The following is a 23920-nucleotide window of genomic DNA, read 5'->3' as shown; positions in this document are numbered from 1 at the left end:
ATGAGCCCCGGGGGTGGCGCGCCGAGCACGGGGCGTGCGCTCACCGGGGCCGTCCTGCTCGACCTGGCTGTCTCCCCGCTGTTCGCCTGGGACGTCTTCACCGACACCCTGCGCCGCGACCTCCACGCGGGGGATGCCCTGCTCGCCGGGGTGTTCTCGGTGGGACTGCTCGCCTTCATGCTCGGCGTGCTGCTCGGTGGCCGGGTGGCCGACCGCACCTCACCCCGCCGGCTCGCGCTCGTGGCGCTGGCCGGGACAGTGACTGGGCTGCTCGGCACCGGTACGGCCTCCACCGCGGGCGTGCTGTTCGTGACCTTCGGGGTCCTGGTCGGCGCCTCCACCGGACTCGGCTACGCCACCGCTGTCCGGGTCGCCGGGACCGTCACGACCCGGCGTGGTCTCGCTCTGGGCCTGGTCGTCAGCGCCTACGCCGCTGGAACCGCGGTCCTGACCCCGCTCGCAGCCCGGCTGCTCGGCGTCCTCGGGCGCGGCCCGACCTTCCTCGTCCTCGCCGGGCTGCTCGGCGCCCTCCTCGCGGTCGCGGCACTCTTCGTGCCTGGTGCGGCGCCTCCACCACGACGCCCGGAGGCGGGCCCGCACCGGCTCGCCGGAGCGCGGCCACGTGGGGCGGTGGTGGCGCTGTGGCTGGCGTTCGGGCTCGGCAGCGCCCCCGGGCTCGCCGCGTTCGCCCAGGCCGGGGCACTCTCCGGCCGCCCCGGCGCGACCGCGCTGGCGGTGACCTCGATCAACGTCGGGAACTTCGCCGGGCGCCTGCTCGCCGGACCGGTCTCCGACCGGCTGGGATACCGTGCGGCGCTGCACCTCAACAGTGCGCTGCTGGTGCTGGCCTGCCTCCCGCTCGCCCTCGGCGCCACCGGCACCGCCGCGCTCGTGGCCTTGCTGGTGCTCGGTGGGCAGTACGGGGCGCTGTCGGTCCTGACCCCGGCCGCGACCGCCGACGTCGTCCCCGCCGACCGATTCGGCACCACCTACGGGCAGGTCTTCACCAGCTGGGGACTCGCCGGACTCACCGCACCCGTCGCCGTCACCACACTCGCCGCCGCCACCAGCTACGCCACCGTCTACACGGCGTTCCTCGTCGTCGCCATCGGCGCGTCAGTCTCGGTGGCGAGCTACGCGAAGCTGTCTGCGCGGGCGACACCCCTGGGGTACCGGACGGTCAGAGGGGCCGGGAGTCACCCGGTGCTGACGTCGCGGCTGGAGGCGATCCAGGCCTGGTTCCGCCGGCGACCGATGGTCCCCTACCCGGTGGGGTATCCAGCATCGGGACGGATACCCGCAGGAGCGGGTTCGGGTGGGCTGATGGGCCGGTCAGGCCAGGGACGGGAGAGGCGTTCGAGCTCGGCGACGGCGACGATCTGCTCGCCCTCGTCGTTCTCGCGGCCCGGGCTCTGCGAGGAAGGACGACCAGCATGCAGATCGCGCACACCGCCGAGGTCGACCTCGTCGAGGCCGTCGACCCCAGAGCGCTGCTCGGCATGGCCGCCGGCGAGCAGGCCGACCTCGCCGACACCGCCGCCGACGCCGGCACCCGTCCGAGCGCTGCGCTGGACTCCCTGGTCGGTGGGTCCCGTGGCTGACGAGGACACCATGACCGGCGTCGTGCTCACGGCGTTCGGTGGGCCGGAGGTCCTGGTCGTCCGCGATGACCTCCCGGTCCCGCAGCCGGGCCGGGCGCAGGTCCGGGTGCGTGTGCGTGCTGCGGCGCTGAACAACACCGACGTGTGGACCCGTGAGGGGGCCTACGGGACCGCGGAGGACCCCGCCGCGCTCGCGGGGTGGCTCGGGCCGATCGCCTTCCCCCGCATCCAGGGCGGCGACGTCGCCGGGGTCGTCGACGCCGTCGGGGAGGGCGTGACTCCGGGGCTCGTCGGGCGTCGTGTGCTGGTCGATCCCGCCCGCTACGCCCACGACGGGCCCGACGCGCCGATCGTGGCGGTGCTGGGCAGCGAGTTCGACGGCGGGTTCGCCGAGTACACCGTCGTCGACGCCGCCCGCGTGCACGACGTCACCGGCTCACCGTTGACCGACGAGGAACTGGCCTGCCTGCCCATCGCCTCCGGCACCGCGATGGGGATGCTGGAACGTGGCGGCATTCTCGCCGGCGAGACGGTGGTGGTGACCGGCGCATCCGGAGGGGTCGGGCTGGCCGCGGTCGGACTCGCCGCCGCCCGCGGCGCCCGGGTCACGGCGATCACCGAGAGCAAGAAGGCCTCCCTGATAGAGGACGCGGGCGCCGAGCGGACCGTCGACCGCTCCGGCGCGGACGGAGATGTCGTCGCGGCGGTCCGGGCGGCCCACCCGGACGGTGTCGACGCGGTGATCGACGTCGTGGGCGGCGACCAGCTCGCCCGCCTGATCGATGTCCTGCGTCCCGGTGGGCGGGCCGTCGTCGCCGGAGCGGTGGCCGGCGCGGTTCCGGCGATCGACCTGCGTCGGCTCTACCTGCACAACCGCATGCTCATCGGGTCCACGATGCACACCGCCGCGCACTTCACCAAGCTGGTGCAGCACGCCCGCGTCGGCGACGTCCGCCCTCGGGTCGCCGCGTCGCACGCGCTCACCGCCATCGGCGACGCCCAGGCCCAGTTCCTGCGCCGCGAACACGTCGGCAAGATCGTGGTGGTGCCCCGGGCGTAGGTCGAGCGAGCAACTGCGGTGATGGGTCATGACATCGGCGACGGCCCCGCGACTCGCCAGGGTCGCCGGGTGCAGCGACGACAGGATCCTCGATGGACGGTCGTCGCGGCCGTGGCTCCGATGGTCGGGCTGGGGGCGCTGGTCGCGCCGTCCCAGGCACTGCGGCTCCTGGGTTCTCGCGGCGCACCGGGCGGGCGACCTCGAGCGCGCGACCTTCGTCCTCGCGATGGTGCTGTCGACCGTCATCGTCGGTCTTGGCGGCTCCGCGCTCGCGCAATCGAGCCGATCTCGCCCGGGGCGAGGTGACCGGTGACGGTTCCACGCCGCTCGACGAGGTCCGGGGACACGATGCCCCGCGCTCTCATCTCGCAGATCTCATCGTTGTCGGCTTGCGTATCAGCTGACCGTGGTCGAGGGGATCAGGACGGTTCCGGACCGTGGTCGTAGGTACGCATCGCGAACGCCGTGTGGAGTGCGAAGGTCTCCGAGCGCATGGTGGCCCGGTGTGCGGCCGTCGCCCATCGCGCGGCGTCGCGGAGCCCCTGCACGTCCTCGGCAGCGAGCTCGAACTCGGCGGCGAGGACCCCGGTCAGCGCGCGGACGTCCTCGATCATGTCGTCGTGCCGCTCGGAGGCGGCCCGGTCCGTGGTGGTCTCGCCGAGGAGCTCCTCGCGGGCGATCAGCGCCCGGGCGGCAGCCTGGCGTACCGAGACCCCGGTCTCCGGGCACACGATGTCGGAGAAGTCCGCGGACCCGGCGTCGCACGTCACGTCAGGGGCCTCCGTCCTGTCGGTTGCGACCGTCCGATGCCCGAGGCGGCCGCTGACATGGAACGCCGGGACGACCTCGCGTGGAAGCCCTCGGACCTTGCGAGTTCCTGACGACCGTGGCGGGCGTTCGATGCCGGATCCCCGTCAGTCGTCGTCCCTCGCCTCCGGGAGCTCGACGACGAACCGGGCACCACCGCCGGGGCGGTCGGTGACCCATGCGCGCCCGCCGTGTCGCCGGACGTGTCCGCTGACCAGGGCCAGGCCGAGACCGGAGCCGGTGCCGGCGCCGCGGCGACCGGCCGTCGACCCCCGCGCGAAGCGCTCGAAGATCTCCGCCCGGTCCTCTGCGGCCACCCCCGGCCCGGCGTCGTCGACCTCCAACCGGACGAGGCCCGGATCGTCGGGGGCCGGGCCGACGCCGAGCCGGACGACGCCGCCGCCGTGGCGGGCGGCGTTGGTGCACAGGTTGGTGACGACGGCGTCGAGACGGCGCCGGTCGGCGACGACGTGCGTGGTGCCGGGGACGAGGTCGAGGAACTCCTCGAGCCCCTGGCGACGCGCGACCGCCCGGGTCAGGGCGGCGAGGTCGACGCGGTCGAGGTCGCGCTCGTCGACCGGCTGATCCATCCGGGAGATCTCGAGCAGGTCGTCGACCGTGTCGACGAACCGGTCGAGGTCGGGGCCGAGCAGGTCGACGGCCTCCCGGGCCGCCGGCGGCAGGTCGTCGTAGCGGCGCCGGAGCACGTCGGTCGCGCCGAGCAACGTCGTCAACGGGGAGCGGAGCTCGTGGCTCACGTCCCCGGCGAAGCGCGCATCGCGACGGACGCGGTCGCCGAGGTCCTCGACCGTGCGGTTGAACGTGGTCGCCAGCCCGGCGAGCTCGGGGTCCGCGCGCACCGGGAGCCGGGCATCGAGGTCCCCCCGCGCGACGAGGGACGCGGCGGCGGTGAGTTCGTGGAGGGGGCGCAGCGACCGCCGGGCCGTCCACGCCCCCAGCGCCGCACCGGCGGCCGTCGCCGCCGCGGTGCCGCCTACCAGGAGCAGGGCCAGGAACCGACGCGTCCCCTCGAGTTCCCGGATCGGGGCGAGTTCGACGAGCACGTCCCCGCCCGTGCCGAGGGCGGCCGCGCCGGCCATCACCGCCCGGCCGTCGACCTCGGACCGCATGACGGCGGGTGGGTCGCCCGGGCCGAGACCGGTCAGTCCGCGGGGGAGCGAGGTCGGGGCGACGGCGGGGCCGGAGGACGTCCAGGTCCCGGCCGACCGCAGGAGCACCGTCGTGTCGGGCTCGCCGCCGAGCCCCGCGAGCAGGTCGGGCAGTCCGCCGGGGCGGTACTGGCGGGTCCCGACGACGAGCGCCGCGTCGGCCGAGACGCGCGCCCGCACGGCGTTCTCGCGCTGGGCGGTGGCATAGCTCGTCGTCAGGAACCACGTGGCCACCGACAGCGCACCGCAGACCACCAGCGTGACGAGCCCGAAGGAGATCGCGACCCGGACGCGGAGGGAGGCGGTCCGCCGGGCCGTCACGGTTGCACGCGGTAGCCGTGGCCGCGGACGGTCAGGACCACGGACGGCGCGTCGGGGTCCTGCTCGATCTTGCGGCGGAGACGGCGGACGTGGACGTCGAGCAGGCGGGTGTCGCCGAAGTAGTCGTAGCCCCACACCCGCTGGAGCAGATCCTCGCGGGACACGACCCGACCCTCGCCCTCGACCAGCTCGGTGAGCAGGCGGAACTCCGTGCGGGTCAGCGCGATCGGCTCGCCGGCCCGGGTCACGACGCCCTCCTCGGGGCGCAGCACGAGGTCGGCGACGACGAGTTCCCGGCGTGGCTGCCCGCCGGCCCGCCGCCGCCGGAGCAGGGCCCGGACGCGGGCGGCGAGCTCGCCGGGGACGACCGGTTTGGTCACGTAGTCGTCGGCGCCCGCCTCGAGGCCGGCGATGACGTCGTCGGTGTCCGAGCGTGCCGTCACGATGATGATCGGGAGATCCCCCCGCTCGCGCAGCGACCGGCACAGGGCCATCCCGTCGACGCCCGGGAGCATGAGGTCGATCAGGGCGACGTCGACGTCGTCGTCGAGCAGGGGGAGGGCCTCCTCGGCACTGGCCGCCTCGCGGACCTCGATGCCCTCGTCGGCCAGGCCGACGGTCAGGACCCGCCGGATCCGGTCGTCGTCCTCGACGAGCAGGGCCCGGGGGCCCTCGTGCTCGGTGCGCTCCATCGGTGTACCTCCCGAGGACATCCGACCATCACCGTCCACCGGTCCCACGCCCGGGCGGTGCCCCCGTCGGGTGGTCGCAGGAGCGGGACGGCGCGACGACGAGCGTCTCCGCCGCGAGGTACAGCGAGCCCATCAGCAGGTAGAGCCAGACGAGGAGGATGAGACCGCCGCCCAGGGCCCCGAGTCCCTGCGCGACACCCGCCGCGACGGAGACGTAGAGCGGGTACGCCGCGCTGGCCACCACCCATCCGCCCACCGCCAGCGCCGCGGCCGGCAGCAGCGTCCGACGTCGGGACCGCCGCTGCGTGCCCGTCCGGAGAACCAACGATGCCCAACCCAGCAGGGCGAGCAGCATCAGCGGCCAGCGGAGCGCGCGCCAGAGCAGGTGACCCCCGGGCAGACCGAGCCAGACGAGGGGGTCCTGCACGGCTGCGGCCGTGACGGTGGCGGACCCGACGAGCAGGAGGAGGCCCAGGGCGACGGCGACCCGCCAGGAGCGCGGCGTGGTCCCGGAGATGGTCGCGAGGCCGTACAGCACCGAGCGCAGCGTGCGCACGACCAGGACCACCGCGGCGGCGGTGCCGGCGGTGAGCAGACCGGGGGTGCTGGTGGTCAACAGGGTCGTGGCGGCGTCCGCGGCCGCGCTGCCCCGGGTCGTCAGCACCAGCCGGAGCAGCCCGGTCATCCCCTCGATCGCCGCGGTGTCGGCCTCGCCGGGGAGGGCCGGCGCCGCGGCGCGGAGGATGGCCACGACGGTGAGCAGCGCCGGGAACACCGAGAGCGCCGCGAAGAACGCCGACTCGGCGGCGAGGGCCGGGAGCCGGTGCGCTGCTGCGGCGGCGAGGACCCGGCCGAGGGCGGAGCGCGCGAGCCGTCGTCGTCCCGGGAGAGCCACGCCGGACAGGCTGCCCGGCGGGCCCGCCCGCCGACCGGGCGGGCCGTCGTGGGTCAGGCGTTCGTCGAGGCGCGGCGTTCCGCGGGTGCCATCTCGACGACCTCGCCGGACCGCCGGGCGGCGCGGAACGCGTCGACCTCCTGCTTGACCACCGGTGCGAGCAGATAGAGCCCGATGATGTTGAACAGGGCCAGCAGGAAGAGCACGGCGTCGGCGAAGTCCAGGACGGAGCCGAGGGTGAGCACCGAGCCGATCACGACGAACAGGCTGAAGACCGCCTGGTAGACGCGCTCGGAGACGGTGCTGCGCCCGAAGAGGTAGGTCCAGGCCTTCTGCCCGTAGTAGCCCCAGGTGATCATGGTCGAGATCGCGAAGAGGGCGACCGCGAGGGTGAGCACGTAGGGGAACCAGGGCAGCACCGTCTCGAACGCCGAGGAGGTGACGACGACGCCCGACGGGTCCTCCCCGGCCGCCGCGGCGGTCTGCGCCTCGCGCCAGAACGGGGTGTCGGCGACGACGATCGTCAGGGCGGTCATGGTGCAGACCACGACGGTGTCGACGAAGGGCTCGAGCATCGCGACGTAACCCTCGGTCGCGGGGTGCCGGGTCTTCACCGCGGAGTGCGCGATGGGCGAGGAGCCGAGGCCGGCCTCGTTGGAGAACGCGGCGCGCTGGAAGCCCACGATCAGGGCGCCCACCGCGCCGCCCGCGACGCCGGCCCCCGTGAACGCCCCACCGACGATGGCGCCGACCGCCGCCGGGATCAGGGGCAGGTTGACCAGCAGCACGGTCAGGCAGGCCACCACGTAGACGATCGCCATGGTCGGTACCAGCCGGCTGGTCACGCGGCCGACGGAGCGGATACCGCCGAAGATGACGGCTCCGACCAGGAGCGCGAGCAGGACGCCGAAGACCAGCGCGGCACCGTCGCCACCCAGGATGCCGGCCTCGCCGCCGGTCACCTCGGTGAGCTGGGCGAAGGTCTGGTTGGCCTGGAACATGTTCCCGCCGGCGACCCCGAAGAAGAGGATGAACACCGCGGCGAGGCCGGCGAGGACCTTCCCGAGGGAGCGCCCGAACGTCGTCGGGAACCGTTCGGCGATGCCGCGGCGCAGGTAGTGCATCGGCCCGCCGGAGACGGTCCCGTCGGGGTGGTGCTCGCGGTAGCGGACCCCGAGGGTGCACTCGACGAACTTGGTGCACATGCCCAGCAGCCCGGCCACGATCATCCAGAGCGTCGCACCGGCACCGCCGATGGTGACCGCGACCCCGACCCCGGCGATGTTGCCGAGCCCGACCGTGCCGGACACCGCCGACGTCAGCGCCTGGAAGTGCGAGATCTCGCCGGGCTCGTCGTCCCCGGTGTACCGGCCGCGGGCGATGCGCACGGCGAGCCCGAAGCTGCGGAACTGCGGCGCCCGGAAGACGACGGTGAAGATCAGGGCGGCGAGGATCAGCCACCCGACGATCCAGGGGAACGAGACCCCGAAGAGTGGGATCTCCGCGAACACGATCGCCGACAGTCCCTCGGCGACGGGTGTGAAGACGGCGTCGATCGCGTCCTCGACGGCGGCCAGGGCGCCGGACGACGCCCCGTCCTGGGCGAGGACCTCGATCGCGGGGGGTGTGGCAGCGACAGCCGTCATGACGGACATCCCAGACGTTCCGCCGCAAAAGGCAAGCCGGTGGGACGCTTCGTCACGCGATCGTCAGACAGGCCGACGGCCCGTTCGTCGACCGAACCGCTCGTCGTCGAGCCGCTCCGGCTCGCGATCCGGCCGCCCCGGTCAGAGCAGGCCCAGGCCGTACACGAGCGCCGCGATCACGCCCAGCCACAACGTCGTGGCCGCGACGGCCTCACGCTTCGAGTCGAACATGTGAACCGCTCCTCGGGATCGTCGATCAAGGCGCGTCCCTGTCTACGGGCCCCCCGGCCCGGATGACCTTGCGATCGCCTTGCGGCCCGGGATGCCGGGGCGGGGTCCGCGCCGTCGTCAGGAGACCGCAAGGCGCACGACGCTCACGAACGGGTGACGCGCCGCGATGATCGGGTGTGAGCACTCGACGGACGACCGGGGCGGGATTCCACGGCGACGAGCGACGCGACGGTCGTGCGGCACGCCCGGCGGCGATGTCCCCGAGTGACGCGAGGACCGCAGAGCTGGGGGTTCCTGTCGTCCGGCAGGCCGCTCACGGGATCGCCCTGACGACGCTCGACGAGGGGCACCGGCCGGGTTGCGCGGAGACACCGCCCCGGGATCGGATCGAGCCGACGCCGTTGTGGCCCTGGGTGCTCGGGATCGGATTCGCCTTCCTCGTGGGGTGGGTGATCCCGGCTCCCGGTACCGATGTCGGTGCGGACCCGGCCGCGACCGTCCAGGAGGTCCCCGCCGGAGGCTGAGCGTCCGGCGGGAGCAGACCGGCCGTCCCAGGCTCGATCGAGGGGGAGCCTGGGCCGGCGCGCGACCCGGGACGGACCGTCGCCGCGGCGGTCCGTCCCGGGACATCGGTGCATCCGGTATCCCGAGATCTCCGGCGCCGGCGGCGTGGGGAGCGCGGCGCGGACGGCCCGAGGACCACCGGTCGTCTTGGACTGATCGGTCCACCATCGGTAACGTCGGGGCGTGCCGCGTCCCCGTCAGTTCGACGAGCAGCGCGTCCTGTCCTCGGTGCAGGCGACGTTCTGGGACCAGGGCTACGCGGGCACCTCGCTGGAGGATCTCCTGGCGGCCAGCGGCCTCGGCAAGGGGAGCCTGTACGGGGCGTTCGGGGACAAACGGAGCCTGTTCCTCCGGGTGCTCCGCGACTACGACGACGCCAACGACCGGATGCTGCGGGCGCGGCTCGAGCAGGCCGACCGCGCGGTCGAGGTGGTTCGCGACTTCGTGACCGGCCCGATGGGCGATCCGGACGGAGTCGAGGCCCGGCGGGGGTGTCTGCTCGCGAACACGGCGATGGAGCTGTCCGCGACCATGCCCGAGGCGGCCGTCGAGGCCCGGCGCAGCTACGCCGCGACCACGGCGCGGCTGGCGGAGGCGATCCGTCGAGCGCAGCTCGAGGGTGACGTCGCCCCCCACGTCGACCCCGACGAGGCCGCCCCGGCGGTGCTCGCGGGTCAGCTCGGGCTGCTGGTCCTCGGTCGCACCGGCCAGGACCCGGCCGCCCTGTCGGCGATGGCGGAGACCCTGCTCCGGGGTTTGCTGCCGAGGCCGTGAGCGACGCCGGGGTCCTGTGGGACGTGACACCACCCTAGTTCTTGACCGTATGGTCCACATCGGATGATATGGACCGAACGGTCAAGAACGGGGAGGTCATCATGACGGTGCTGGACGGCAAGGTCGCGGTCGTGACCGGAGGGAACGCGGGGATCGGGCTGGCGATCGCGCGGGCCTACGTGGCCGAGGGCGCACGGGTGTTCGTCGCGGGCCGTCGGCAGGAGCAGCTCGACGAGGTCGTGGCCGAGCTCGGTCCCGGAGTGAGCGGGGTCCGGTGCGACGTGGGCCGGCTCGAGGACCTCGACGCGCTCTACTCGACCGTCGCCGAGCAGGCGGGTCGGATCGACGTGCTCGTCGCGAACGCGGGGGTAGGGATCGTGGCACCGTTGGGAGAGATCACCGAGGAACAGTTCGACACCATGTTCACGGTCAACGTGAAGGGTTCGCTGTTCACCGTGCAGAAGGCGCTGCCGCTGCTCGCGCCCGGGGCCTCCGTCATCGTCACCGGGTCGACGGCGGCCTCGCGTCCGGAGCCGTTCCTCCCCGTGTACGGGGCGACCAAGGCCGCCATCCGCAACCTGGTGCGGGGTTTCGCCCACGGCGCGGGGGAGCGCCGCTACCGCATCAACGTGCTCTCGCCCGGGGCGACGCGCACGCAGGGGCTGATCGACCTGGTGCCCGCCGACGAGCTCGCAGCCGGCGAGGCCTCGATCCCGCTCGGCCGGCTCGCCGAACCCCGGGAGATCGCTGCGGCAGCGGTCTTCCTCGCCTCGGACGCGTCCTCGTACGTCAACGGCTCCGAGCTCGCCGTCGACGGGGGCTATGCCCAGGTCTGAGCGACGCCGGACCGACGCGGCTGCGTCGATCTTCGATCGTGCTCACCCCTGACGTCTTCCGGGCCGGGGCCGTTCAGGGTCGAGGGGCTTCGTTCTCCGGGCGATCAGCGAGGATGGCGCGCAGCTGCTTGGCTGCGGTCACCGAGCAGGGCCAGCCGGTGTAGAAGGCCAGATGGGTGATGAGTTCCGTGAGCTCGTCGGCGGTGACGCCGTTGTCGAGGGCCAGCCCGAGGTGCAGGTTCAGCTCGTCGGCGCGGTAGAGCGCGACGAGTGCGGCGGCGGTGACGAGGCTGCGGTCGCGCTTGCTCAGGCCGGGACGTTCCCAGACGTCGGCGTAGAGCACGTCGTCGGTGAGCTCGGCGAGCTTCGGGGTGATGTCGCCGATGCTGCGACGCCCGGGCCCCGGCGTCTGGGTGCTCATGCGTCCATCCAGGGTCCGACACCGGCGATGCGGCGCACGGTCGTGGTGATCACGTGACCGGGCGGCGGCCCGGGCGGCATCGGGTAGTCGAAGTCCGGGGCGATGTAGACCTTGGCCAGACGTCCGACCAGCTCGGCGGCGCCACCGTCGCTGATCTCGGCGGTTCCGTAGACGACGAGGTTGGGGTGCATTCCGTTGGGCAGCGGCGTGGGGCCGACGAACGACAGGGCGATCCGTGGATCCCGGAGAAGGTTGGTGATCTTGCGGTAGCGGCCGAAGTGCCCGGTGATGATGCGGTCGCCGTCCAGGCCCGCCCAGACGACGCTCACCTGGGGTGAGCCGTCGGGGTTCAGGGTCGTCATGTGGGCGAGGGCCGTCCCGCTGAGGATCAGTTCTCGGGCCGAGGGGGGAAGCACGAGGGCAGTGTCGGCCGTTCTCCTGCTCGCCACGAGCGGTCGTCGGGACAGGCAGTGGGAGGATCGAGCCATGGAGCAGCACCGGATCGCGGTCCTGGTTCGAGACGGCGTTCTGGCCATGGAGCTGGGAATCGTGCATCGCGTGTTCGGCGAGGCCTGCGACGCCGAGGGCCGACCGTTCTACGAGGTGATGACGTGTGCTCTCGAGGCGGGCCCGGTCCGCGCGGACGGGGACTTCTGCCTGGGGGTCGAGCACGGACCGGAACTGCTCGACGAGGTGTCCACGGTCATCGTGGCCTCGACCGATCGCGACGCGGTGAGTGTCTCGGAGGCTGAACAGAGCGCGATGACAGCCGCACTGCGCCGTGTCCGACCCGGCACGCGGGTGGCGTCGATCTGTACGGCCGCTTTCCTGGTGGCCGAGGCCGGGCTCCTCGACGGCCGGGAGGCCACCACCCATTGGGCGCGAGTGGCGGCGTTCCGCGAGCGTTTCCCCGCCGTGCGGGTGCGCCCGGAGGTGCTCTACACCGCCGATGGCGATGTCCTCACCTCGGCCGGGGTCGCCTCCGTGGCGGACATGTGCCTGCACATCGTGCGCAGCGACCACGGCGCGTCGGTGGGCGGTGTCGTGGCTCGTCGCGTGGTGATGCCGCCGCACCGCCAGGCCGGGGAGGCCCAGCTCATCGCGCGTCCCGTGGTGGAGGACGGCGTCGCGGGGACGGCTCGCGCGCGGAGCTGGGCGCTCGAGCATCTCGATCGCCCGCTGAGCTTGCGCGATCTCGCCGAACGCGAGGGGGTCAGCACGCGCACCCTGTCGCGCCGCTTCCGGGAGGAGACGGGAACCTCGCCCGCGCAGTGGCTGCTCGCGCGGCGTCTCGAGCGGGCACGCGAGCTGCTCGAGACGACCGAGCTGGGCATCGACGCGGTCGCCACGCGGTGCGGCTTCGGAACTGCGGCGGCGATGCGCCTGCACATGCGCGCGGTGATGCAGGTGTCGCCGTCGGCCTATCGGCGCAACTTCCACGGCTGAGGACTGCGGGAGCCGGGCTCGATCCCGGGTCTCCGGCCTGACGGCGCGCAGCGCCGGTGTCCGCCGGTGAGGCCGGTGGGTGGGTGAGCGTCGGTGGTGTCAGACCTGGGCCATTCCGCCGTCGACGCAGAGTTCGGCTCCGGTCATGAAGCTGCTGTCGTCGGAGGCGAGGAACAGCGCTGCGGCGGCGAGCTCGTCGGGTCGGCCGAGGCGCCCGAGGGGGACGTGGGTCGCCATCCGTTCCCGCAACTGGGCGGGGTCCTGGCCGAAGTACTCGGCCTGTCCGTCGATGATCGGTGTGTCGAACGGGCCCGGGCTCAGGACGTTGACCCGGAGGCCTCGGTCCCCGAACTCGGCGGCCCAGACCCGGGCGTAGGACCGCACGGCCGCTTTCGCGGCGCTGTAGGTGGTCGATCCAGGGAGTCCCTTCACGCCCTGGATCGAGCCGACGAGGACGATGGATCCGCCGACCGGCATCAGGGGCAGCGCCGTCTGGACGGTGAACATCGTCCCGCGGGCGTCGGTGTCGAAGATGCGGTCGTAGTGGTCCTCGGAGATCTCCCCGAGGTCGGCGCGTTCGATGATGCCCGCGTTGGCGACGAGGATGTCGAGGTGTCCGCTCTCTCGCCGGATGGTCTCGGCCAGGTCCACGAGGTCGGAGGTCGACGTGGAGTCCGCGGGGACCGCCGTGACGCGGCCGTTCACCGAGGCGGCTGCCTGGTCGAGCACGTCCGCCCGGCGGCCGGTGATGTAGACGTGGGCGCCCTCGGCGGCGAATCTCGCGGCGATGGCGTGACCGAGACCGGCGCCTGCACCGGTGACCAGAGCGACCTTGTTCTCGAGACGCATTCCTGTTCCTTCTGCTGATCGGGCCTGGGCCGTGCAGCCCGAACGGTCGCATCGCGACCTCATAGGCACAATGGCGTCGCCGCTATCCTCGACATAGGTGACGCCTATGTCGGGAGGTCCACGTGAACCTGCGGCAGTACGAGTACGCCCTGACCGTCGCCGAGGAGGGCAGCATCACCGCGGCCGCCGAGCGGCTGGGCATGGCGCAGCCGTCGCTGTCCCAGCAGATCGGCACGTTGGAGAAGCAGGTCGGGGTACGCCTCTTCGCGCGGACGGCGCACGGCATGACTCCGACGGTGGCGGGGAGGGCCTTCCTGGCCGAGGCCGAGGTCGCCGCGACGGCCTCTCGACGCGCCTTCACCGCCGCCCGCGCTGCTGACGGTGATCTGGCGGGTGAACTGGTGATCGCCGTCCACCTCGGGCTCGGGGCCCGCCAGCTCCCGCGTGCCCTCGGGCGGCTGCGCCGCCGCCATCCGCGTCTGCAGGTCACCATCCACGAGGAACCCGACCCGGCGGAGATGGAGCGGCTCGCCCGCCAGGGCCTGCTCGACATGGTCCTGGTGCACGAGATTCCCCCGGGATGTCTGTTCGACGTCCGCGAGCTGGGGGAGGAGTCCTACGTCGCCGTGCTGCCGCCGGACCATCCGCTCTCGTGCCGCGACGAGCCGCTCGCACCGGCCGATCTCGCGGACGAGGGGTGGGTGCGTTTCCGGCGCGGGAGCAAGCTCGATGAGTACCTGGCGGGTCTGTTCGGCGATCACGGTCTCGCCCCGCGCACGGTCGGCCGGGCCTCGCAGGTCTCGACCGCGGTCCGGCTCGTCGCCGAGGGCCTCGGTGTGACCGTCGCCCCGCTGTCCGCGATACCCGATGGCTGCGAGGGCCTGACGCGCCCGCTGCGGCCGGCCCTGACCGAGCCGGTACTCGCCGGCGTGCGCAGGACGCCGGGTCGGGCGGAGACCGCGCTGCTCGAGGAACTCCTGCAGCAGGACTGGAGCCGGTGTGCGGACGTCGGGGCTCCCTGGTGATCGACTACTCACCCACCAGGGCGTCGCCCCTTCACCCGCCGCCGGCCGCTCCGTTGACGGCGTTCACGACCGCTTCCGGGTCGTCGACTGTGACCACGAGGCGGTGATCGAGAGGGCGGCTTCGGCCGGACCGACGACGGCGGCCGCGCGCGGTGCGGCCGCCGGCTCACGCTCGGCTGCGCCGGACCACGGCGATCATCGCGGCCCCGGCGGTCGCGGTCGCCGAGGCGGCCACGAGGACCACGACCGGGCCGAGCGTGCTGATGTCGCAGCGGTGTCCCAGCGTCCGGTAGACCAGCGCGGCGACGCCGAGCAGTGCGCAGGCCACCGACACCGCGACGTACATCCCCAGGACGAGCACGAGTCCGCGCTCCGGGCGCATCGCCTAGGTCCGGTGTCGCGAGGCTGCGCGGTCCCGGCGGCCGATGCCGGCGAGCAGCACGAGGAGCGCGGCCTGGCCGAGGACCCCGGGGGCGAGGGTCGGGGCGGGCCCGACCGTCTTGGTGGCGGCGTACCACCACTGCTGGGCGACGGGGAGGTCCTCCCAGGTCGCGGAGTAGCGGCCGTCGAGAGCTCCCGCGTCGTGGTTGGCGACCGTGTGGTCGACGATCCCGTAGAGGCTCGCCGCGAGCACGATCGCCGCGAGGACCCGGGAGAGCGTCAGCGTCGCCGCTCGCGGCACGAGGACGGCGCCGATCGCCGCCAGCAGCACGACGAGCGCCGCCCAGGGGATGAGCTGCTCGAGGTCGTTCCAGTGCCGCTCACTCGCCAGCTCGAACGCGGTCGCGGCGACGCTGATCCCGGCGAGGACGAGCGCGCCGGTACGCAGGACGGCCGCGGGTTCCCGACGGCGGGTGCGGGTCGCGTCCGAGGTGGGACCGGTCGCGGGGCCGACGTGGGTCACGGCTGGAGGACGGCGACGATCTGGTCGACCACACCGGGGCCCGGGTTGTACTTGGCGAGCTCCTCGCGCAGAGCGTTGAAGTTCGGGTCGTCGGCGGGGTAGGGGCGGTACTCGACCACCTCGTCGGCCCACTTCTCGGCGTTGGGGATCCCGGCCTGCTCGAAGCGCTGGGCGAGCTCGTCCTCGGAGGCGTTGTTGGCCGAGATCTTCTGCCCGCCGGCCGGGGCGGCGCTCGCGGACGTGGCCGAGGTGGCCGCCGGTGCGGCCGGGGCCGAGCTGCTCGCCGAGGTCTCGCTGTCCCCGCCGCCACATCCGGCGAGAGCGAGCACGAGTGCGGCGCCGGACACGGCGAGCGCGACGCGACGGGGGGTCGGGGTCATCGGGTTCCTCCTGGAAGAGCGGTGAACGACCGGATCATCATCTACGTCCGTGTAGAAGGACGCACGGCGGGCTGCGGGGTTCGCTCGGTGCGGCAGGATGGGGCGCGTGGCGCGGGCGGACGGCGAGGAGCACGCACGGGCCCGCGGCGAGTTGGCCGCCGAGGTGTGGGCGGTCCTCGAGCGGACGGGTCGCCCGCTCAACGCCGCGGAGGTGCGGGACGGCCTGGCGCGTCCGCTGGCGTACTCGACGGTGATCACCACGCTCGGGCGCCTGCACGCGAAAGGCCTGCTCGTGCGCGAGCGGGACGGTCGATCGCACCGCTATGCCCCCGCCGCCGATTCCGCGGGATTGGCGGCGCGGGCGATGCGTCGGGTGCTCGAGGGCGACGTCGATCGGCGCGAGGTGCTCTCGCGCTTCGTCTCGGATCTGTCGAGCGACGACGAGGCGGTGCTGCGGCGACTGCTCGCCGAGCACCCGGAGGCCGAACCCGAGCGGTAGGCCTACCGGGTCGCGAGGATCTCCAGCAGGTCGACCCACGCGTGGTGGGCGAGGCCGACGGAGGCCACGAGGGTGAGCAGGACACCGACCGCGGTCGCGGCCCCGCGCCAGGTGGTGTGCGGTGTGTCGAGCAGGGCGCCGACCCGGCGCGGCACCGCTGCGCCGGTGGCCGCGAGCACCGGGCGGTCCGGGCGGCCCACGAGGGCGACGGCCCCGATCGCGTGCGCGACGGTCCGACGGTCGCAGGTGCGGGCGGCGTCCTCGTCGGCGCTGCGCTCGAGGGCGTAGTCCAGGGCGCGGGCGAGCGGTCCGAGCAGCGGGTTGCAGGCGCAGGCCAGGGCGGCGACGACGAGGTGCCGGTCGTGGTGGCGACGCAGATGGGCCCGTTCGTGGGCCAGGACGGCGTCACGGTGCCGGTCGGGCAGACCGGCCCAGAGTCGGGCGTCGACCAGGATGTGGCCGCCCCGGACCGGGAGGGCCCGGGCCGGAACCCCGGCCTCCGGCGCCTCGATCACCGAGCCGGGCCCGACGTCGGGAGGAATCTGACGGCCCGCCCACCGGTACCGCCGGGACACCCCGCGGACGGCGAGCGCCACGCGGACCGCGACGATCCCCAGGCCCAGCGAGGCGAGCACGCCGAGGGCCACGCCGAGCGGTGCGGTGACCTCCTCGCGGCCACCGATCAGCGCCGCCAGCGACCACGTCCGCGACACCAGCGCCGGTTCCCATTCCGACACGGCGACGGCGGCGAGCAGAGCGAGACCGGCCACGGTCACCGCGGCGAAGCCCACCAGCGCGCCGGTCAGCACGGCGACGCTCCAGGTCGGGCGCAGCTGGTCGGCGAGGAACCGACCCGCCCGTGCACCCATGAGCGGCAGGAGAGCCGCCGGAGCGACCAGCACCAGGAAGACCGCGATCGACACCGTCGACTCCTCAGGGGGTGGGGGCCTCAGTGTGGCAGTCGTGTCCGACGGCCTCGGGGCAACTGGCGGCGGGGCGCACCGTCCCTGGCTGCCGTTCGCAGGTTTGGAGAGCACTGCTCTTGCTTTCCTGCGATGGGCGTGCCACATTGAGAGAGCAGTGCTCTCGAATCGGAGGTGGCGGGATGACGGTGCTCGTGACGGGTGCGACCGGTCGGATCGGGGTGGAGCTCGTGCCGGAGCTGACCGCACGCGGGGTGACGGTGCGCCCGATGGTGCGCCGGGCGACCGGTTCGCCCGGGGAGGTGGTGGCCGACCTCGACGACGCGGCCTCGCTCGCCGTCGCCCTGAGGGGGGTGGACGTGCTGTTCCTCAACACCCCGTCCTCGGCGCGGGCGGCCGAGCAGCAGATCCGCTGCGCCGACCTCGCGGTCGCCGCGGGCGTGCGGCGGCTCGTCCTGCTCTCGCAGCTCGGGGCCGCCGCGGACTCGCCGGTGCGGTTCCTGCGCTGGCACGCGCAGGTGGAGGCCCACGTGGCGACGCTGCCGCTCGAGGTGACGGTGCTGCGACCGAACCTGTTCGTCCAGGCCGTGGCCGCGGCGGCGTACGGCGGGGTGCTGGGTGCGCCGGTGGGCGACGCCCGGGTGAGCGTGATCGACGTCCGGGACATCGCGGCGGTCGCCGCGGTGGTGCTCACCGAGGACGGTCACGTCGGCGCGACCTACACGCTGACCGGGCCGGCCCCGGTGACCCACGCGGAGCTCGCGGCGACGCTCGGCCCGGAGTTCGTCGACCTCGACCCGGCCGCGTTCCGCGCGATGCTGGACGGGGTGCTCCCGGCGTGGCAGGCCGACGGGCTGATCGAGGACTACGCGCACTACCGCCGCGGCGAGGCCGAGCAGGTGGACCCGGCGGTCCCCACCCTGCTCGGCCGCCCCGCCCGGGGGCCGGAGGCGCTCACCCTCACGCGGTGAGGCGCCCGACGCCACGACCGCGCGTCGGTCGACGGCCCGTCGAGCCGCGCGGCCGGGCCTGCGCATCGTGCGCTCCTCAGGCCAGGAGAGGACCGAGCTCGACGGCGTGGGCCCGCAGCATCTCGACGAGGTCGACGTTCGGGGCGGCGACCCGGGCGGCGGGCCCGGTGAGCGCGAGGCCCGCCACCAGCCGGCCGTCGCCGGGAGCCCGCACCCCGACGGCCAGGCACCCGTGCTCGGCGCGGAACTCCCCGCACTGGCGGGCCAGCCCCGTCGCGCGGACCTCGGCGAGGCGGCCCTGCAGTTCCTGGGGGTCGACCACCGTCCGGGGGGTGAGGCGGACGGCCGGTGGGAGTGGCTCGTCGTGCTCGGCGAGCAGGAGGCGCCCGAGCGAGCTCGCGTGCAGGTGCCGGGAGAGCTCGCCGGCGTCGACGGGCGGGTGATCGGGATCGGGGTCGAGGAAGACCAGCCGATGCCCGACGTAGCCCGCGAGGTGGGCGCCCCACCGCACTCGTCGCCGCAGCCGCTCGAGCACCTCACGGGCCGCGGTCGGGGTGCTCAGCGGTGCGGGCGCGAGGTTCGCCACGCGCCGCCCCAGCGCGAAGCCGTGCAGGTCGGGCAGGCGCACCAGGTACTCCTCGGCGACGAGGAGGTTGAGCAGCCGGTAGGTCGTCGCGGGCGGGATGCGCAGCTCGGTGGAGATGTCCTTGGCCGTGGCCCCGACGCCGGCCGCAGCGACCGCCTCCAGGATCGCGAGCGCGCTGCGGACCGCCTGCGGCTGGCGTCCGGTGATGGTGCGCGCCGCGTCCGTCGGACTCATCGCGGCCGGTCCGCGGTCGAGCGGTCCGCGGGGTGCAGGTCGGCCGTGGTCGTCTCGTCGTACACGCCCATGCCGTCGAGCTGGGCCCGGTGGGTGCGCCGCAGCGCGACCCAGCCCGTGGCCGCGGCCAGCGCCACCACGCCGACGGTCACGGGCAGGAGCGGTCCCGCCGAGCGCCACAGTGCCACCACGATCACCAGACCGAGGGCCGGCACCGCGCACCAGGCCGTCACGACGACGGCGCGGGTGAGCTCGGAGATCCGGCGCAGGAAGCGGGGGGCGGCCAGGCACACGAGCAGGTAGGCGGCGAGGAAGCCGATGGTCGCGACGGCGAGGAACCCGCCGAGGAGGTCCTGCGGCTCGACCCCGGCCAGTATTCCGACGACGGGTGGGAGCGCCAGCAGCGGCACGGTCAGCCCGACCGCGGCCGCGGGCGTCAGGTGGCGTCGGTGCGTGCGGCCGAGCACCGCCGGCGCGACCCCCTCCCGGGCCAGCGAGAACAGCACCCGTACCAGGGTGTTCAGGGCGGCCAGCGTGCAGGCACCGAACGAGGCGATGATCCCGGCGTCGAGCAGCACCGGCGCCCAGGTGCCGATCACCGCGGCGCCCGGCCCGCCGTCGGGTGCGGCGACCGTCAGGGCGGGCAGCACGGCCGGCGCCGCGAGGTGGACGAGCATCGCGACGAGGTAGAGCAGCGCGGCCCCGCCCGCCGTCACCGCGACGGCCCGCGGCACGCTCGCGTACGGGCGGCGCGCCTCGACCCCCAACGCGGTCGCCGAGTCGAAGCCGATGAACGCTGCGACGGCCGGGAGCACCCCGGCGGCGACGCCGGTCACCCCGCCGGACGGCGGCGGCGGGGGTACCGGGCCGGCCGGCGCCCGCACCGCGAGGGTCACGAGCACGACGAGGATCAGCGTGATCGAGACGCCCTCGACGACGAGCATGACGCGACCGGCGAGCCGGACCCCGCGCACCGCGCAGGCGGCGATCGCGGCGCTCAGCACGACGACGACGGCGACCCCGACCGCCGTCGTGTCCACCGGCCACAGCCGTTCGACGAGGGCCCGGGCGTACCAGGACGCGCCCACGAGCGCCGCGGCCACGAGCAGTGCGTAGCCGACCACCATCGACACCGCGCAGGCGTAGGCCCCGCCGGGCCCGAGGCCCTTGGCGGTGAAGCTGTAGAGCCCGCCCGCGGCTGCCATGCGTCGGGCGAACACGGCGATCGAGGCGACCACCAGTCCGACCAGTGCCGCCGCGATCGCCACCGACCACGGGGCGTCGCGTCCCGCCGCCGCGGTCACCAGCAGGGGTACCGCGGCCATGGCCCCGGCCGGAGCGGTGGTGGCCACCGACTGCGCGAGGACCCCCAGGGGGCCCAGCTCGCGCCGTCGCAGACCCGCCACGGGGGAGCGGGCGCGCAGGCCCTGGACCCCTCGTGTCGTGCGCACCGCCGTACCGTAGAGCGCAGGTGCGACGGGGGGAACGGTCCCGAACGAGAAACTGTCGACGACGATTCTCGTTTGGAGCGGAGGAACACCGATCTCATTCTCCGTTCGGAGAATTCGATGCCCACCGGCGGTGCAGCGCGGGAATGTGTCGCGAGCTGCTCCCGCAGTTCCGTACCCGTCCTTGACCGGGTAGGTGTCTGCTCGCCAGCGTGACCCGCGACATATCCGTCGTCGCGAAGGGAGCGCGAGATGGGCGCACCGACTCCTCGGTTGTCCGGGACACTCGGGGCCGGGTCGATCGTGTTCATGGTCGTGGCCGCCGCGGCCCCGCTGACCGTCATCGCGGGCGCGGTCCCGCTCGGGATCGGCGCGGGGAACGGGGCGGCGTTCCCCGCGATGTTCGTGCTCTGCGCGGTGGTACTCGCGTTCTTCGCGGTCGGCTTCTGCGCGATGAGCCCGCACGTCCCCGACGCCGGGGCCTTCTTCACCTACATCCGCGCGGGGCTCGGTCGCCCGCTCGGCCTCGGCGCCGCGTTCCTGGCGCTCGCCACCTACGCGGCCGTGCAGGCGGCGGTGTTCGGCTACGTCGGCGCGGCCCTCGACGAGCTCGTCACGAGCTTCGGCGGTCCGAGCCTGCCGTGGTGGGGGTGGACGTTCCTGCTGATGGCGCTGGTCGCGGTGCTGGGTTACCGGCACATCGAGTTGTCCAGCCGGGTGCTGGGCGTGCTGCTGGTCGCCGAGATCGCGGTGGTGCTCGTGCTCGACGCGGTGGTCGTCGGGTCCGGCGGCGGGCCCGAGGGCCTCTCGACGGCCTTCCTGCAGCCCACGCAGATCGGCTCGGGCGCGGTGGGCATCGCGGTCATGTTCGCGATCGCGAGCTTCATCGGCTTCGAGGCCACCGCGGTGTTCCGCGACGAGGCCCGCGACCCCGACCGGACCATCCCGCGGGCCACTTACCTCGCGCTCGCCGTCGTCGGGGTGTTCTACGCGCTCTCGACGTGGGCTCTGGTCTCGGCCTGGGGCGACGGTGCCGTCGTCTCCGAGGCGGCGACCAACCCCGGCACGCTGCTGACCTCGACCGTGACGACCTGGCTCGGGCCCGTCGCCGGGCACGTCGTCGGGATCCTGCTCGTGACCAGCATCTTCGCGGCGATCCTGTCCTTCCACAACGTCGCCGCCCGCTACTGGTACGCCCTCGGCGGGAACCGCGCCCTGCCCGAGGCGTGCGCCCGGACGCACGCCCGGCACGGCTCGCCGCACGTCGCGTCCCTGTCGCAGTCGGGGCTGTCCTTCGTGATCATCGCGGTCTGCGTGGTGGCCGGGCTCGACCCCGTGGCGCAGGTCTTCGCGTGGGCGGCCGGCGTGGCGACCCTCGGGCTGCTCGTGCTCATGGTGGTCACCTGCCTCGCGGTCCTGGTGTTCTTCGCCCGCACCGGCGCCGACCGGCGGGTCTGGCACACGCGGGTCGCCCCGACGCTCGGCCTCGTCGGGCTCGGGGTCTGCCTCGTCCTCACGATCGCGAACTTCCCGACCCTGATCGGCGGGTCGACCGGGCTCGCCGTCGTCCTCGGCGGGGTCCTCGCGCTGGTCACGGTGCTGGGGATCGTCGTGGCGCTGGTCCGCCGCGAAGCCCCGCCCACACCCGCCGTCCGGAACCCGTCCTCCGACCCGACGTCCGAGAAGGAGCTCGCATGACCGCCACCGTCAGCACGGTGACCCACCCGCTGGAGATGCCGACCGAGGCCGAGTACGCGGCCGTCCGGGAGGTGCTCGTCGAGGCGGGCCTGCTCACCGACCGGGTCCGCTACTGCTTCGCCGACCTGGAGGAGCCGCCGAAGTCCGAGGTCCTCGCGTTCAGCGCGGGCGACGCGGTGGACCGGCGCTTCCGCGTGGTGCTGCTCGACCTCGACTCCGGCCGGTCCTGGGACACCGTCGTGTCCGCGACCCGCGGCGAGGTGGTGTCCGGTCGCGAGCTCGACCCGGCCCGGGACGGGCAGCCGCCGATCATCGACTCCGAGTTCGAGCCGATGGACGACATCCTGCGGGCGGACGCCCGCTGGACCGACGCGCTCGCCGCCCGCGGGATCGACCCGATGACCGTGCGCGCAGTGCCGCTCTCGGCCGGGGTCTACGACTATCCCGACGAGGTCGGGCGCCGGATGGCGCGGGCGTTCGGCTTCCGCCAGGACGGGCCCGACGACCACCCGTGGGCCCACCCGATCGACGGCCTGGTCGCCTACGTCGACCTCACCGCGCGCACCGTCGACCGGGTCATCGACCACCAGCACGTGCCGGTCCCGGAGGTGTCGGGCAACTTCCAGGACCCGGCCGTGCAGGGCCCGCCGCTGGACTCCCTCAGGCCCATCGAGATCACCCAGCCCGAGGGGCGCAGCTTCACCGTCGAGGGCAACCACGTCCGCTGGGGGAAGTGGGACCTGCGCTACGGGTTCAACGAGCGCGAGGGCCTGACCCTGCACCAGGTCGCGTTCGACGGCCGGCCGGTCGTCCACCGCGCGAGCGTCGCGGAGATGGTGGTGCCCTACGCCGACCCCGCCCCGGTGCGGTTCTGGCAGAACTACTTCGACTGCGGCGAGTACATGTTCGCCCGCTACGCCGATTCCCTGCGCCTGGGCTGCGACTGCCTCGGCGACATCCACTACACCGACGCCGTGATCGCGGGCGACGACGGGAACCCGCGCACGATCACGAATGCGATCTGCATGCACGAGGAGGACTACGGGGTGCTGTGGAAGCATTCCGACCTGTTCTTCACGCAGGCCTCCGAGGTACGCCGCCAGCGACGGCTGGTCATCTCGTTCTTCGTGCCGATCGGCAACTACGACTACGGGTTCTACTGGTACCTCTATCTCGACGGCACGATCCAGCTCGAGGTCAAGGCGACCGGCATGGTGTTCGCCTCGGCGACGCCGGGGGAGTACGCGGCCGAGGTCGCGCCCGGGCTCGCCGCGCCGTTCCACCAGCACCTGTTCTGCGCCAGGCTCGACATGACCGTCGACGGGGTGCACAACGCCGTCGACGAGGTCGAGGCCGAGCGCGTGCCGATGGGGGAGGGCAACCCGTACGGCAACGCGTTCCGGCGCAAGGTCACGCGGTTGACCTCCGAGCGGAGCGCACAGCGTGACAACGACGGGTCGGTGGTGCGGACCTGGCACATCGTCAATCCGGAGAAGACCAACGCCGTCGGGAAGCCCGTCGGGTACGCCCTGCACCCGGAGAACAAGGCCACCCTGCTGGCCGACGAGCAGTCCTCGATCCACGCCCGCGCCGGGTTCTCCACCCACAACCTCTGGGTGACGCCCTATGCGCCCGACGAGCGCTATCCGGCCGGGGACTTCGTCAACCAGAACCCCGGCGGCGACGGGCTGCCGCGGTGGACCCAGGCCGACCGGGACGTCGACGGCGGCGACATCGTCGTGTGGCACACCTTCGGCACCACGCACTTCCCGCGCCCGGAGGACTGGCCGGTGATGCCGGTCGAGTACACCGGCTTCACCCTCAAGCCGGTCGGGTTCTTCGACGTCAACCCCGCGCTCGACGTCCCGCCCAACCCCGGGAAGCACTGCCACTGAGAGGCGCTCCGACGGGGGAGGGTGCTGAGCACTCGCCGTCAGGTG

The 23920-nt window shown here is 73.7% G+C and carries 23 protein-coding genes; 9 read left to right on the top strand and 14 right to left on the bottom strand.

Annotation, left to right across the window (positions count from 1 at the left end):
* Complete coding sequence (locus BJ983_RS32415) at positions 1–2661, top strand: MFS transporter (RefSeq protein WP_179795057.1); 2661 nt, start codon at positions 1–3, stop codon at positions 2659–2661.
* Positions 2662–3080: 419 nt separating this feature from the next.
* Here the strand turns inward: BJ983_RS32415 and BJ983_RS17995 are convergent, their stop codons facing one another.
* From BJ983_RS17995 to BJ983_RS17975, 5 genes are all read right to left on the bottom strand, one after another.
* On the bottom strand, positions 3081–3431 hold the full coding sequence (locus BJ983_RS17995; protein ID WP_179795056.1) for a hypothetical protein: 351 nt from the start codon (positions 3429–3431) through the stop codon (positions 3081–3083).
* A 144-nt stretch (positions 3432–3575) separates the two neighbouring features.
* Positions 3576–4958: an ATP-binding protein gene (locus tag BJ983_RS17990; RefSeq protein ID WP_179795055.1), complete on the bottom strand. Its 1383-nt coding sequence runs from the start codon at positions 4956–4958 to the stop codon at positions 3576–3578.
* Positions 4955–5650 carry a response regulator transcription factor gene (locus tag BJ983_RS17985; RefSeq protein ID WP_179795054.1) on the bottom strand — a complete coding sequence of 232 codons (696 nt, stop codon included), beginning with the start codon at positions 5648–5650 and terminating at the stop codon, positions 4955–4957. The genes BJ983_RS17990 and BJ983_RS17985 overlap by 4 nt, the downstream gene beginning before the upstream one ends.
* A gap of 28 nt (positions 5651–5678) precedes the next feature.
* Positions 5679–6545 (bottom strand): YhjD/YihY/BrkB family envelope integrity protein, encoded by an 867-nt coding sequence (locus BJ983_RS17980; protein ID WP_179795053.1) that lies wholly within the window; start codon positions 6543–6545, stop codon positions 5679–5681.
* 53 nt (positions 6546–6598) lie between these two features.
* Positions 6599–8200: an alanine/glycine:cation symporter family protein gene (locus BJ983_RS17975; protein WP_179795052.1), complete on the bottom strand. Its 1602-nt coding sequence runs from the start codon at positions 8198–8200 to the stop codon at positions 6599–6601.
* A gap of 969 nt (positions 8201–9169) precedes the next feature.
* On the opposite strand from BJ983_RS17975, the gene BJ983_RS17970 reads away from it, so the two are divergent.
* Positions 9170–9760: a TetR family transcriptional regulator C-terminal domain-containing protein gene (locus BJ983_RS17970; RefSeq protein ID WP_179795051.1), complete on the top strand. Its 591-nt coding sequence runs from the start codon at positions 9170–9172 to the stop codon at positions 9758–9760.
* Positions 9761–9861: 101 nt separating this feature from the next.
* The gene (locus tag BJ983_RS17965) at positions 9862–10596 is read left to right on the top strand and encodes an SDR family NAD(P)-dependent oxidoreductase (RefSeq protein ID WP_179795050.1); all 735 of its coding nucleotides are present in this window, start codon (positions 9862–9864) and stop codon (positions 10594–10596) included.
* Positions 10597–10669: 73 nt separating this feature from the next.
* On the opposite strand, the gene BJ983_RS17960 is transcribed toward BJ983_RS17965, so the two are convergent.
* Positions 10670–11017, bottom strand: a complete 348-nt coding sequence (locus BJ983_RS17960) for a carboxymuconolactone decarboxylase family protein (RefSeq protein ID WP_179795049.1) — start codon at positions 11015–11017, stop codon at positions 10670–10672.
* Positions 11014–11505 (bottom strand): TIGR03618 family F420-dependent PPOX class oxidoreductase, encoded by a 492-nt coding sequence (locus BJ983_RS17955; protein WP_281376283.1) that lies wholly within the window; start codon positions 11503–11505, stop codon positions 11014–11016. Before BJ983_RS17955 ends, BJ983_RS17960 begins: the two co-directional genes overlap by 4 nt.
* Here BJ983_RS17955 and BJ983_RS17950 point away from each other — a divergent pair.
* Positions 11504–12463, top strand: coding sequence for a GlxA family transcriptional regulator (locus BJ983_RS17950; RefSeq protein WP_179795047.1), 960 nt, complete (start codon positions 11504–11506; stop codon positions 12461–12463). The genes BJ983_RS17955 and BJ983_RS17950 overlap by 2 nt on opposite strands.
* A 99-nt stretch (positions 12464–12562) precedes the next feature.
* Here the strand turns inward: BJ983_RS17950 and BJ983_RS17945 are convergent, their stop codons facing one another.
* The gene (locus BJ983_RS17945; protein WP_179795046.1) at positions 12563–13312 is read right to left on the bottom strand and encodes an SDR family NAD(P)-dependent oxidoreductase; all 750 of its coding nucleotides are present in this window, start codon (positions 13310–13312) and stop codon (positions 12563–12565) included.
* A gap of 122 nt (positions 13313–13434) precedes the next feature.
* Between BJ983_RS17945 and BJ983_RS17940 the strand changes: the two genes are divergently transcribed.
* Complete coding sequence (locus BJ983_RS17940; RefSeq protein ID WP_179795045.1) at positions 13435–14337, top strand: LysR substrate-binding domain-containing protein; 903 nt, start codon at positions 13435–13437, stop codon at positions 14335–14337.
* A gap of 166 nt (positions 14338–14503) precedes the next feature.
* On the opposite strand, the gene BJ983_RS17935 is transcribed toward BJ983_RS17940, so the two are convergent.
* From BJ983_RS17935 to BJ983_RS17925, 3 genes are read right to left on the bottom strand one after another with little or no spacing between them, the layout of a single operon-like run.
* Positions 14504–14719 (bottom strand): hypothetical protein, encoded by a 216-nt coding sequence (locus BJ983_RS17935; protein ID WP_179795044.1) that lies wholly within the window; start codon positions 14717–14719, stop codon positions 14504–14506.
* A gap of 3 nt (positions 14720–14722) precedes the next feature.
* Entirely contained in the window at positions 14723–15241 is a 519-nt protein-coding gene (locus BJ983_RS17930; protein WP_179795043.1) for a hypothetical protein, read from the bottom strand.
* A complete protein-coding gene (locus BJ983_RS17925) occupies positions 15238–15621 on the bottom strand; it encodes a hypothetical protein (RefSeq protein WP_179795042.1) in 384 nt (127 codons plus the stop codon). The genes BJ983_RS17930 and BJ983_RS17925 overlap by 4 nt, the downstream gene beginning before the upstream one ends.
* Positions 15622–15718: 97 nt before the next feature.
* On the opposite strand from BJ983_RS17925, the gene BJ983_RS17920 reads away from it, so the two are divergent.
* Entirely contained in the window at positions 15719–16120 is a 402-nt protein-coding gene (locus BJ983_RS17920) for a BlaI/MecI/CopY family transcriptional regulator (protein WP_179795041.1), read from the top strand.
* A 2-nt stretch (positions 16121–16122) separates the two neighbouring features.
* Here the strand turns inward: BJ983_RS17920 and BJ983_RS17915 are convergent, their stop codons facing one another.
* A complete protein-coding gene (locus BJ983_RS17915) occupies positions 16123–17043 on the bottom strand; it encodes a M48 family metalloprotease (RefSeq protein WP_179795040.1) in 921 nt (306 codons plus the stop codon).
* A gap of 182 nt (positions 17044–17225) precedes the next feature.
* Here BJ983_RS17915 and BJ983_RS17910 point away from each other — a divergent pair, with 182 nt between their 5' ends.
* Entirely contained in the window at positions 17226–18014 is a 789-nt protein-coding gene (locus BJ983_RS17910) for an NAD(P)H-binding protein (RefSeq protein WP_179795039.1), read from the top strand.
* 76 nt (positions 18015–18090) lie between these two features.
* On the opposite strand, the gene BJ983_RS17905 is transcribed toward BJ983_RS17910, so the two are convergent.
* Positions 18091–18834, bottom strand: coding sequence for an IclR family transcriptional regulator (locus BJ983_RS17905; protein WP_179795038.1), 744 nt, complete (start codon positions 18832–18834; stop codon positions 18091–18093).
* Positions 18831–20285: an amino acid permease gene (locus BJ983_RS17900; RefSeq protein WP_179795037.1), complete on the bottom strand. Its 1455-nt coding sequence runs from the start codon at positions 20283–20285 to the stop codon at positions 18831–18833. The genes BJ983_RS17905 and BJ983_RS17900 overlap by 4 nt, the downstream gene beginning before the upstream one ends.
* A gap of 249 nt (positions 20286–20534) precedes the next feature.
* Here BJ983_RS17900 and BJ983_RS17895 point away from each other — a divergent pair, with 249 nt between their 5' ends.
* Both BJ983_RS17895 and BJ983_RS17890 read left to right on the top strand, forming a co-directional pair.
* Positions 20535–21980, top strand: a complete 1446-nt coding sequence (locus BJ983_RS17895) for an APC family permease (protein ID WP_179795036.1) — start codon at positions 20535–20537, stop codon at positions 21978–21980.
* Positions 21977–23875: a primary-amine oxidase gene (locus tag BJ983_RS17890; protein WP_179795035.1), complete on the top strand. Its 1899-nt coding sequence runs from the start codon at positions 21977–21979 to the stop codon at positions 23873–23875. The genes BJ983_RS17895 and BJ983_RS17890 overlap by 4 nt, the downstream gene beginning before the upstream one ends.
* Positions 23876–23920: the final 45 nt, after the last annotated feature.

This window comes from Actinomycetospora corticicola, assembly GCF_013409505.1.
GTDB classification, from domain to species: domain Bacteria; phylum Actinomycetota; class Actinomycetes; order Mycobacteriales; family Pseudonocardiaceae; genus Actinomycetospora; species Actinomycetospora corticicola.
The sequence above is the reverse complement of the archived record's forward strand: the minus strand, read 5'-3'. Positions and strand labels throughout refer to the sequence as shown.

What these genes read in the sequence shown, in the direction of transcription:
- BJ983_RS17955 (WP_281376283.1), bottom strand. Translation starts at nt 11,505, where the DNA reads ATGGCTCGATCCTCCCACTGCCTGTCCCGACGACCGCTCGTGGCGAGC.
- BJ983_RS17960 (WP_179795049.1), bottom strand. Translation starts at nt 11,017, where the DNA reads ATGAGCACCCAGACGCCGGGGCCCGGGCGTCGCAGCATCGGCGACATC.
- BJ983_RS17945 (WP_179795046.1), bottom strand. Translation starts at nt 13,312, where the DNA reads ATGCGTCTCGAGAACAAGGTCGCTCTGGTCACCGGTGCAGGCGCCGGT.
- BJ983_RS17905 (WP_179795038.1), bottom strand. Translation starts at nt 18,834, where the DNA reads ATGAGTCCGACGGACGCGGCGCGCACCATCACCGGACGCCAGCCGCAG.
- BJ983_RS17910 (WP_179795039.1), top strand. Translation starts at nt 17,226, where the DNA reads ATGACGGTGCTCGTGACGGGTGCGACCGGTCGGATCGGGGTGGAGCTC.
- BJ983_RS17890 (WP_179795035.1), top strand. Translation starts at nt 21,977, where the DNA reads ATGACCGCCACCGTCAGCACGGTGACCCACCCGCTGGAGATGCCGACC.
- BJ983_RS17985 (WP_179795054.1), bottom strand. Translation starts at nt 5,650, where the DNA reads ATGGAGCGCACCGAGCACGAGGGCCCCCGGGCCCTGCTCGTCGAGGAC.
- BJ983_RS17925 (WP_179795042.1), bottom strand. Translation starts at nt 15,621, where the DNA reads ATGACCCCGACCCCCCGTCGCGTCGCGCTCGCCGTGTCCGGCGCCGCA.
- BJ983_RS17950 (WP_179795047.1), top strand. Translation starts at nt 11,504, where the DNA reads ATGGAGCAGCACCGGATCGCGGTCCTGGTTCGAGACGGCGTTCTGGCC.
- BJ983_RS17965 (WP_179795050.1), top strand. Translation starts at nt 9,862, where the DNA reads ATGACGGTGCTGGACGGCAAGGTCGCGGTCGTGACCGGAGGGAACGCG.
- BJ983_RS32415 (WP_179795057.1), top strand. Translation starts at nt 1, where the DNA reads ATGAGCCCCGGGGGTGGCGCGCCGAGCACGGGGCGTGCGCTCACCGGG.
- BJ983_RS17975 (WP_179795052.1), bottom strand. Translation starts at nt 8,200, where the DNA reads ATGTCCGTCATGACGGCTGTCGCTGCCACACCCCCCGCGATCGAGGTC.
- BJ983_RS17895 (WP_179795036.1), top strand. Translation starts at nt 20,535, where the DNA reads ATGGGCGCACCGACTCCTCGGTTGTCCGGGACACTCGGGGCCGGGTCG.
- BJ983_RS17935 (WP_179795044.1), bottom strand. Translation starts at nt 14,719, where the DNA reads ATGCGCCCGGAGCGCGGACTCGTGCTCGTCCTGGGGATGTACGTCGCG.
- BJ983_RS17920 (WP_179795041.1), top strand. Translation starts at nt 15,719, where the DNA reads ATGGGGCGCGTGGCGCGGGCGGACGGCGAGGAGCACGCACGGGCCCGC.